Origin of the sequence: Paraburkholderia sp. GAS38, from assembly GCF_050434965.1 — a bacterium.
GTDB lineage: Bacteria > Pseudomonadota > Gammaproteobacteria > Burkholderiales > Burkholderiaceae > Paraburkholderia > Paraburkholderia phenazinium_A.
Map to the genome: position 1 here is coordinate 98,894 of NZ_JBNDJO010000022.1, position 9,900 is coordinate 108,793.

A 9,900-nucleotide genomic window follows, 5' to 3' on the forward strand; every position below is an offset into this window, starting at 1 on the left:
TTATCAGGCTGCCCAGAAAACGTCACGCCGCAGGACCGAACAGCACCTGCGGCATGACGGACAGATCAACTGAGCAAACCTGTGTGGCTACTTAGTCCGTCGTCGTCGACACTGCCGGCGGAGCCGAGAGCTTGGTGCCCAGGTTCGTGTCGAGGTACAGCGGCGGCGTCGAACCGCCATTCGAGAAGTTGAACAGCGACATGATGCTGCCCGTCGTTGCGTCATGCGAACCGTTGCCGAGACGCGTGCTGCCGAGCCAGTTGTCTTCGATAAACTTGACCACCGAAGCCTGCGTGATCTGCGTATGGTCGATGTAGTTGACCTTGGCATACGGCGAGATCACGATCAGCGGAATACGCGTGCCCGGACCGCAACGGCCGTTGACCAGCGCGCCCGTCACACCGACACCTTGCGTTGCGCCCGCCACGTTACACGTACCGGCGCCGTTCAACTGATCGGCCGTCGCGTCGAACGACGACGTGGTCGGTGGCGTATAAGCGTGGTCGTACCAGCCGTCCGAATCGTCGTACGTGATGATGATGGCGGTGTTCTTCCAGTCCGGCTGCTGCTCGATGAAGTTCACGAGGTTCGTTTCGAACGCCTGCTCGTCGAGCGGATCCGAATTGCCCGGGTGCGCGTCGGCGATAGCCGGTGCCTTGATGTAGCTGACCGACGGGAAGTTACCCGACGAGACAGCGGCGAAGAAGTCGTTCACGTCGTACTGGTGGTGAACCGGCGTAGCCGTCGCATCGAGCGGATCGGTGAAGCCGATCAGCGCGGTCGACGTCGGGCGCGTGTGCAGCAGGTTCTGCGTCGTCGCGAAGTACTGGAACCAGTTGTGGTGCGGCGTGTAGTCCGTCTTCGGCGTGCTGCCGAGGATCGGCGAGTATGTACTGCGACTGCAACCCGTGGTGCCGTTCGGGTTCGTGATGGTCAGGTTGAAGCCGCCCATGAAGCCGCCCCACGTGATGTTCTTCGCGTTGAGCAGGTCGCCGATGTTCTTGTTGTTCGAGCTCAGCACGGCGTTGTCCGTGGTCGACGTCGACGAGCACTTGTCGCCCGTCGGATCGGAGTCGCCGTTCATCGTGAAGCCGCCGGCGCCGTCGGCGATGACGTTGTCGCTTTGCGCTGCGCCGTTGGCCGGAATCGCACCGTTCGTCTGGCCCGAAACCACTTCGAGTGCGCCCGGCGTCGACGGACCGTACGTGTCCGTGTACATGTTGTCGCTCATCGCGAAGTTCTGGGCATAGTTCCAGAGCCCCGTGACCGTGTTGCCGTCGAAGTAGCCCATCACGAGACCCGGCGTACCGAATTCCGAGCCGTTGCTGGCGCTGTTGTTACCCGTGTACTTCGGGAACAGGTCGGCTGCGCCGTTGTCGTAGGCGAGCTGTTCGTTGCGGTAGTCGTGCGACTGACCGTTCGTGTTGGCCTGGCTGCGGTCGAGGCGGAACGGGTTGATGCCGCTGCCCGCGGAGAACGCGTTGTTCGCCGTGTTCAGGAAGTTCGGGTTGGCCGTCAGCAGCGAGAGTTGATTCAGGTTGTTGATCGTAGTCGGGGTGTTCGCTGCTGCCGTGAACGTCGGTTCGCCCACCGGGTTTTGCGCGGTCGGGTAAGTACCGAAGTAGTGGTCGAACGAACGGTTTTCACCGAAGATCACAACCACGTGCTTGATCGGCGTTGCCGTCGGCAGCGCGTCTTGTGCGGAGATGGCGGCAACCGGCGCCGACGCGGCGGGCGCAGAGGCGGCCGGCGTGCTGACGTTGTTGCTTCCGCATGCGCTCAGCACAAATAGTGCGGCGGCAAACGGAATGGGCAAAAGGGTTCTACGAAACATTTGTGGGGCTCCAGATTCGCTGCCCAGCCCTTCCATCAATGCGTGTGTGGATGGGTGCTGGGGATTGTTGTTAGAAACGCGACCGCCTCGACTACGGGTTAAAGCTCGGCGAATTGGACCACCAAAGGATGAAAGTTTTCGGACACGAACCTGACTATTAGCCTTCAGTGGGCAAACACGTGCAAGTTTTTAGGAAGCGCGAGCCGGGTTTTGACGAATCCTGGCGGCTATCGGGAGTTTTCTGCGGGGGATCGGCGCGGCCCACGCGTCGCGCAGGCATTTATTTGTAGTGTATGCTCTCGAATTGTTGAGGGGACCGATCCACAACGCCATATAAAGTATCAACAGCATTTGCCGTAGACGCGCGTATTCGCTTACTCCTGCAGAGACGTCATGCGTATGCTCACATTCAAACAGCGGTTGTGGATTCCTTTAGGCCTGTCGCTCCTGTGTCTGGTCTGCGTGGCGGCCTTCGGCGCCTGGCAGGCGTATCAGGCTCGCCTGCAGGAGCGTGAGCGCGCGCTAAAGGATGCCGGCGACATCGCCATGCAGATCACGCTCAGATACGCGGCGCTGGCGGACAAAGGCACGTTGCCGCTTGCCGAGGCGAAGAAGCAGGCGCTGGCCGAACTGCGGATCATCCGCTACGGTCAGGACGGCTATATTTCGATTGTCGATTCGGCGTCGCACGCGGTGATGAATCCGTCCAAGCCGGAGACCGAAGGCAAGTACTTCGGCGACTATCGCGACGCTAACGGCAAATACGTTTACCGCGCCATGGCCGCGATCGCGCAAGGCTCGGGCGAGGGTTTCGTCGACTACGCGACGCCGCGTCTGGGATCGTCCAGGCCGGTACGCAAGCGTAGCCATGTCTTGACCTATAAGCCTTGGGACTGGTCGTTCATCACGGGTGCGTATCTCGACGATATCGACAATGCGTTTATTGCCTCGCTGATCCAGTTGGCGATTGCGGTGTCCGTCATCGGCGCGGCGTTGTCGTTTATCGTCTACCTGGTCAACCGGAGTCTGTTCCGCACCATCGGCGGTGCGCCCGAATACGTTGCCGAGGTCGTGCAGGCCACGGCCAGCGGCGATCTGAGTTATCCAATCAGGTTGAACGAGGGCGACGCCCACAGCCTCCTGTTCCGGGCGCGCGAGATGCAGACACGTCTGCGGGAAACCGTCGTGACGATCGTCGAAGCCGCTCAAACGATCGGGACCTCGACCAACCAGATCTCCGCCGGCAATGCGGACCTGTCGGCACGCACCGAGCAACAGGCGGCATCGCTGCAGGAGACGGCTGCCAGTATGGAACGCCTGACCGCGGTAGTCAGGCAGAACGCCGAGAATGCGCAACAGGCTTCGCTGCTGGCCGGGGGCGCGTCGAGCTCGGCGATTCGCGGCAGCGAGGTGGTGTCGGAAGTGGTCGCGACGATGGATCAGATCCAGACGAGTACCGAACATATCAACGAGATCCTCGGGATCATCGAAGGCATCGCTTTCCAGACCAACATCCTCGCGCTCAACGCGGCGGTCGAGGCCGCGCGTGCCGGCGAAAACGGCAAAGGCTTCGCCGTGGTCGCCGCCGAGGTGCGCAATCTGGCGCAACGTTCCTCAGTCTCCGCGAAAGACATCAAAAAGCTGATTGACGCGTCCGGTTCGCACGTGGAGAAAGGCGCGACGCTGGTCGGCAACGCAGGCCGGTGCATGGATGAAATCCTGGTCTCGGTGCAACGGGTAGCGGCGATCATGCAGGAGATTGCGTCGGCCTCCGCCGAGCAGAGCGACGGTATCGTGCAGGTCGGACACGCGGTCGCGCAGATCGACGAAGCGACGCAGCGCAATGCGGCGCTTGTCGAGGAATCGGCCTCCGCGTCTCTTTCGATGCGCGAGCAGGCGCAGGGTCTGGCGGAGAGCGTCTCCACCTTCAAGCTATAGCGTCCGTCCGGGGCGTGGCCTTGATGCGCGCCGGTTGTCGCGGCAGGGCTGCCGCGACGGTTCATGGCACGCTTTATGGAGGCGGGGATGAAGAGCGTACACTGTATATATTCCGCTTTGGCCATGCACCATGACGTCCAGCCACGATAACTACGACTTCCATGATCAGATAGGTCATCTGCTGCGGCGGGCCTATCAGCGCCACGTCGCCATCTTCCAGGAAGCGATTCCCGACTCCGATCTGACCGCTGCGCAGTTCGTGACCTTATGCGCCGTGCGCGAGCATAAGGCCTGTTCCTTGAACGAAATCGTCAAGACCACCGCCATCGATCAGGCCACGATCCGTGGCGTCGTCGAGCGGTTGAAGGCGCGCGGTCTGGTCGTGGTGTCCGCGGACCCGAGCGACGGCCGCAAATTGCTGGTGCGCGCAACGCCCCAGGGGCTGGCGCTGATCGAGCGCACCGTACCCTTCGCCAAAGATGTGACCGAGCGGACTTATGGCGAACTGAATCCGGCGGAGCGCGTCGCGCTGACGTTTCTGCTGCGCAAGATGATGGGTTCCGACGCGGAATAACGGCTCGCGGATTCCCGCGGCGCTTCTTCCTGCCGATTACGTTCATACCCGCAACTCAGCGGCGTCCGCCGCTGCCCTTCACATTCGTGAAATAAATAGCGCATGCACTATGAGCGGAGCCGCGCATCCTGAATGGGGATGGAGGCTCCGCTTCCTGCTATCGCATTCCAGCCGCTAATTGGTCAGAGAAATCGGCTTCGCGCTGCCACACGAGTCTCTGTGGAAATTTTCTTGTTGACGAATATTGAAGCGTGTACGCTATGAAAACATTGATCGCGCAGACGATCGAGCGAGGGCCTTCATCTATCAGGAGTTGTCATGTACGACCAATTTGCGGTGGATCGGTTGATCGACACGTGGTTGTTGGAAGACATCGGCTATTGCGACCTGACGGCGCAGACCATGATCGACGCGGGCGATGTGGGCGCGTTCGTGATGAATGCGCGTGAGCCGCTGATCGTCGCCGGCATCGAGGTCGCCGCGCGGATCTTTGCCCGCTACGATCCTTCATTGCAGATCGACGTGCGCGTGCGGGACGGCGAACGGATTGGCCGCGGCGGCATCCTGCTCGCGGTGCGCGGCTCAGCCCGCAGCATCCTGACGGCAGAGCGCACGGCGCTCAACATCGTGCAGCGCATGAGCGGCATCGCCAACGAAACGGCCCGCTACGTCGAGGCCATCCAGGGGACGAAAGCGCGTCTGCTGGACAGCCGCAAGACAACGCCGGGCCTGCGAATGCTCGAAAAGCATGCGGTGAGCTGCGGCGGCGGCCTCAATCATCGGCTCGGGCTCGATAACGGCGTGATGATCAAGGACAACCACATCGCGGTGTGCGGAAGCATCAAGTCGGCGGTCGAGCGTGCACGCCGGCAGTTGCCGGTGCTGACCAAGGTCGAAGTGGAATGCGATCGGCTCGACCAGGTTGCCGAAGCGCTGGAGACCGAGGTGGATGTGATCATGCTCGACAACATGTCCGTTGCCGACATGATTACGGCGGTGCAGATGGTGGCGGGCAAGGTCAAGGTGGAAGCTTCGGGCGGCATCCGCATCGACACGATTCGCGCCGTAGCCGAAACCGGCGTGGACTATATCTCCACCAGCAAGATCATGCAGTCGGCGCCGGCGGTCGACATCGGCCTTGACGACGGCGAGTAAGCCATGGCCAATGGCGGCGTGTTCTTTTTCGTGGTGGGGCCGAGCGGCGTCGGTAAGGACACGCTAATCGACGGCGCGAAAGCGGCGCTGCGCGACGATGCTCGCTACGTCTTCGCCACCCGCACGATTACCCGTCCGGCCGGTGCACCCGGCGAAGCACATGTGGGTGTCAGCGAGGCGGAGTTTGCCGCACTCGATGCCGCCCAGCAATTCCTGATTACCTGGGACGCGCATGGTCTGCGTTATGGCCTGCCGGTTGAACTGAAGAAGGCATTGGACGACGGCCGCCATGTCATCGCGAACGGCTCGCGTGCGGTGATCCCCTTGCTCGTCGGGCGCGTGGACCTGTTAGTGGTGATCGAAGTGAACGCGCCGGTGCAATTGCTGGCGCAGCGGATTGCCGCGCGAGGGCGGGAGAGTGCGGCCGAGATCGAGGCGCGCCTCGCGCGCGCGGTCAGCGCGCCGCCGGCGGGCGTGACGGTCATCGAGGTGCTCAACGATTCGACCAGCGCGGTCGGCATCGAACGATTTCTCGCGGCTATCCAGGAGGGCGTGGCGCTGCTCGAGCGAGTCGCGACGCGCAAGTCCACGAGCGCCGACGCCTACCGCGCGAAGCTGGCCGGCGCAACGCTCGACGAGGCGGCTTATGCCGCCCTGATCGACGATCTCGCCAGGTATCGTTATTGCGCTGCCGACCGCCAGCAGATTCTTTGCGCGCTGATCACCGGCTTGCGTGACGAAGAGGTTGTAGCGCTTGCGCGGGTGCGCACGCGTTGCATGCCACGTCTGGACTGGGGCGAGAAGATCGTTGCCGACAAGCATTCGCTGGGCGGTGTGCCTGGCAGCCGCGTCACGCTGATCGTCGTGCCGATCGTTACTGCATACGGCCTGTTGATGCCGAAGACGTCTTCGCGCGCGATCACTTCAGCTTCGGGCACGGCCGACGCGATGGAAGCGGCCTCACGCGTCGACCTGGATGCGGTGGAGATGCGAGCGGCGGTCAAGGCGGCGCGCGGTTGCATCGTGTGGAACGGGCGGCTCAATCATTCGCCGGTGGACGATGTGACGAATGCGATGGTTCGTCCGCTGGGACTGGACACGCGTCGTTGGTCGGTGGCGTCGATTCTCTCCAAGAAGTATTCGGCCGGCGCCACGCATGTGGTCGTCGATCTGCCCTATGGCCCGCGAGCCAAGCTCAGCACGCAGGAGGATGCGCAGCAGCTTGGGCAACTCTTCGAGCGCGTCGGTGCGGAGCTTGGCATGCAGGTGGATGCGCTCGCAACCGATGGGCGCGTGCCGATCGGCCGCGGCATTGGCCCCGCGCTCGAACTGCGCGACGTGCTGCAGGTGCTCGACGGCGATCCGGATGCACCCGGCGATCTGCGCGACAAGGCGCTGAAGTTCGCTTCGCGCATTCTTGCCTGGGACCCTGCGATAGGGGACGTTCAAACGGCACGTGCGATTGCGGAGCGCCTGCTCGACGAAGGCGCCGCCCGTCGCGCGTTTGACCGGATCGTCGATGCGCAGGGACGCCGCGAGTTTGCACCACTTTCGCCGCATGTGGAGACCGTGCACGCCGAGCGGTCCGGCGTGATTACGGACATTGACGGCTGGCGCATTGCCGGACTCGCGCTCCAGGCCGGCGCGCCCGCCTGCAAGGGCGCGGGCATCGATCTACGCTGCCGGGTCGGCGATACGGTCAGCGCGGGCGACACGCTGTTGCGCATTCATGCCTCGCAACCCGGCATCCTGCGCGAGACGGCCCAGGCCGCACGAGAAAAGTTGGGAATCCGTATCGGCGACGCGCTGCACGAAGAGGCGTTTTCGTGGTGACGCGGTAGGCTGCCTTCCCCTGGATCACGAGCAGTGCCAAGGAGCAAAGACATGTCGTTTCATACAGCGAATCTGCGTTGGAAGATTGTGACGTTCCTTGTTGCACCGATCACGTTCGTGATGACGCTCGACCGCGCCGCCATGACGGTCGCCGCGCCTACGATCCAGAAAGAGTTCGGCTTGTCGATCGTGGAGATGTCCATGATCCTCACGGTGTATTTCTGGACCTATGCGTTAGGGCAGATTCCGGCAGGCCGGTTGGCCGAGCGTCGCGGCTCGCGCAAAGTTTTGTTTACCACCAGCGCGCTTTGGTCGGCCATGATGATCGTCACGCCGCTGGGGGCGAGCTTCGCATGGTTATTCGGTTGCCGCGCGGTGCTGGGTGGGGCGCAGTCCGCTGACTGGTCGAGCGGGGTCGTCGCCCTCAAACGCTGGTTTCCGCACAGCGAACGGGCGAAAGGCAACTCCATCCTGCTCGCGGGCCTCTACCTGGGACCGATCATCTCCGCACCGCTGACGGCGTGGACGATTGTGAATTTCGGCTGGCATGCCGTCTTCTATGGTTTCGGCGCTATCGGCTTGCTGCTGGGTCTCGTCTGGTGGACGGGGTATCGCGATACCCCCGCCGAGCATCCGTTCATCACGCAGGAAGAGGCGGCATTGATCGCTGCTGGGCAGCCGCAGGAAAGTGCCGCGGTGAAAGGCGAATTCCTGCAATGCTTCCGTCAGCCGCGTTTCTGGCTGTTTGGGCTGCAATATTTTCTTCTGGTGCTGATCCAGAGTTTCTACACGACCTGGTTGCCCACCTATCTGATGCGGGCACGCGGGTTGTCGCTCAAGGCGATGGGTATGTACGCGTCGTTGCCGTGGGTCGCAGTGTTTCTTGCGGTGTTCGTCGCGGGCGCCGTTTCCGACCGGATTCTCAAGAGGACGGGCTCGGTGTTCTGGGCGCGCACGCCGGTGGCGATGGCAGGCTTTGTCGTCAGTGCGCTGGCGCTGATCGGCGCGTCCCGGGCGGCGCACATGCCGACGGTGATCGCGCTGCTTTGCCTGTCCTTCGCCGCCGTGGGGTTCGTCCAGGTGGTGGTGTGGTCGGCCGCTCAGGATCTCGGCAAGGCCTACACCGGCGTCATGTCGGGCTGGACTAACCTGTGGGGCGCTGCGTCGAATGTCGCCGGTCCCATGGCGGTTGCTTTTACGGTGAAGGTCACGGGCAGTTGGGAAAGCGGCCTGTTTCTGATCGGAGCCGCCGCCGCGTGCGGCGCCGTGCTGTGGATCTTCCTGCATCCCGAGCGGCCTCTGCAGAGAAAGCCGTCAGCGGATAACGCGGATTTTGCTTCTGTTCCGGGTGCGGTGTAAAAACCGGTTGCAAACGAAATGGGAGGTCAGCTCAATCTGGCTGTGCAAACGTTGAAGCGTTGAGCGATCATTGAGTTTTCTGTATGCGTGTCCAGGAGACTAGCCCATGCAAACAACCGTCGTTTCGAGCTGGAAGCAGTTTATGGAGCTGTCAGCAACGCTCGACGGCTGGGCATTTCGAGGACAACAGGACGCAGAATGGCCGCTGCTGAGTTCCCTGTCGCGCTACATGCTTGCCTATGTGGAGGATCGCTCGCAGTGGCGTGCACGTGAGGAGCGCGCGATTCGCATCTTCAGGCGCAAGGCGCATAACTTTGTGCAACATCCTAGTCTTTTGGACGACGACCTGCGCTGCCTGAGCCTCATGCAGCACCATGGCGCACCCACGCGACTGCTCGACTTCACGAAGTCCCCTTTTGTGGCCGCATTCTTCGCGTTGGAGCGCTCGGTTTCCGACGTCGCGATCTTCGCGCTCAATACGCCGGTGTTATGGAACAACCGGGCGCTGCCGAAGGGAACCCCCGAATTGACCCGGACGTTGATCGATCCGCGGGTGGACGGCAATCTCGAGAAGTACTTTCTCGACAACAGCAATGCTGTCGTCTGGTTCGGCGAGCCGGAGGAGATGGATGATCGCCTGATCGCGCAATCGGGCACGTTTGTCGTTCCAGGCGTGATCGACCGGCCGTTGCCCGATATTCTCGACGGCTATGCGAGTGATGATGAACTGCTGCGCAAGATCGTGCTGCCATCCTCGGTGCGTGGGGATGCCATGAAGTGGCTGTACCGGATGAACATTACGAACGCGTCGCTGTTCCCGGGTCTTGACGGGCTGGCCCGTTCCATTGCGGTGGAGATCGAGATGGTCTGGCCGGCTGCTCCGCTTGGTTAAATGAACGGATCGTGTGGGCATGGGTCTCGGTGCTCCATCCATATAGTGCAATAGCCAAAATCGGTCTGCAATTCATAAGGATTGCTATGAAATTGGCTGACCGGGAGATGCCATCCCCATCTCTTAGGTCAATCTTCGTCTTAGCGGGGCTTAACGACGGCCTCCTTGAAGCCGCAATCTAACGGCTAAAACTTTTTTCTCAAATACGCTTGACGTCCCCTAAAGGGCATCGCATAATTCGCCTCCCGTTTGATGACGGACGCGAAGAAAGCAGAGCTTCTGAGCGAATGATCTTTAAAAATTAACAGCCGATAA

General features: G+C 61.8%; 7 protein-coding genes. 6 read left to right on the forward strand and 1 reads right to left on the reverse strand.

The features are described from left to right. Nucleotides 1–91 precede the first annotated feature (91 nt). Nucleotides 92–1,834, reverse strand: a complete 1,743-nt coding sequence (locus tag P3T42_RS35150; protein ID WP_429308598.1) for a phospholipase C — start codon at nucleotides 1,832–1,834, stop codon at nucleotides 92–94. 393 nt (nucleotides 1,835–2,227) lie between these two features. On the opposite strand from P3T42_RS35150, the gene P3T42_RS35155 reads away from it, so the two are divergent. The 6 genes from P3T42_RS35155 to P3T42_RS35180 all read left to right on the forward strand — a co-directional run bounded on the left by P3T42_RS35155 (nucleotide 2,228) and on the right by P3T42_RS35180 (nucleotide 9,585). Beyond that, the gene (locus P3T42_RS35155; RefSeq protein WP_074294203.1) at nucleotides 2,228–3,772 is read left to right on the forward strand and encodes a methyl-accepting chemotaxis protein; all 1,545 of its coding nucleotides are present in this window, start codon (nucleotides 2,228–2,230) and stop codon (nucleotides 3,770–3,772) included. A gap of 130 nt (nucleotides 3,773–3,902) precedes the next feature. After that, nucleotides 3,903–4,346 carry a MarR family winged helix-turn-helix transcriptional regulator gene (locus tag P3T42_RS35160; protein ID WP_074294204.1) on the forward strand — a complete coding sequence of 148 codons (444 nt, stop codon included), beginning with the start codon at nucleotides 3,903–3,905 and terminating at the stop codon, nucleotides 4,344–4,346. Nucleotides 4,347–4,664: 318 nt separating this feature from the next. Continuing rightward, complete coding sequence (gene nadC, locus P3T42_RS35165) at nucleotides 4,665–5,501, forward strand: carboxylating nicotinate-nucleotide diphosphorylase (protein ID WP_074294205.1); 837 nt, start codon at nucleotides 4,665–4,667, stop codon at nucleotides 5,499–5,501. A gap of 3 nt (nucleotides 5,502–5,504) precedes the next feature. After that, nucleotides 5,505–7,334, forward strand: coding sequence for a phosphonate metabolism protein/1,5-bisphosphokinase (PRPP-forming) PhnN (gene phnN, locus P3T42_RS35170; protein WP_429308599.1), 1,830 nt, complete (start codon nucleotides 5,505–5,507; stop codon nucleotides 7,332–7,334). A gap of 51 nt (nucleotides 7,335–7,385) precedes the next feature. Beyond that, nucleotides 7,386–8,693, forward strand: coding sequence for an MFS transporter (locus P3T42_RS35175; RefSeq protein ID WP_429308600.1), 1,308 nt, complete (start codon nucleotides 7,386–7,388; stop codon nucleotides 8,691–8,693). Between the two features lie 106 nt (nucleotides 8,694–8,799). Continuing rightward, nucleotides 8,800–9,585 (forward strand): FRG domain-containing protein, encoded by a 786-nt coding sequence (locus P3T42_RS35180; protein ID WP_074294208.1) that lies wholly within the window; start codon nucleotides 8,800–8,802, stop codon nucleotides 9,583–9,585. The last annotated feature ends 315 nt before the right edge of the window (nucleotides 9,586–9,900 follow it).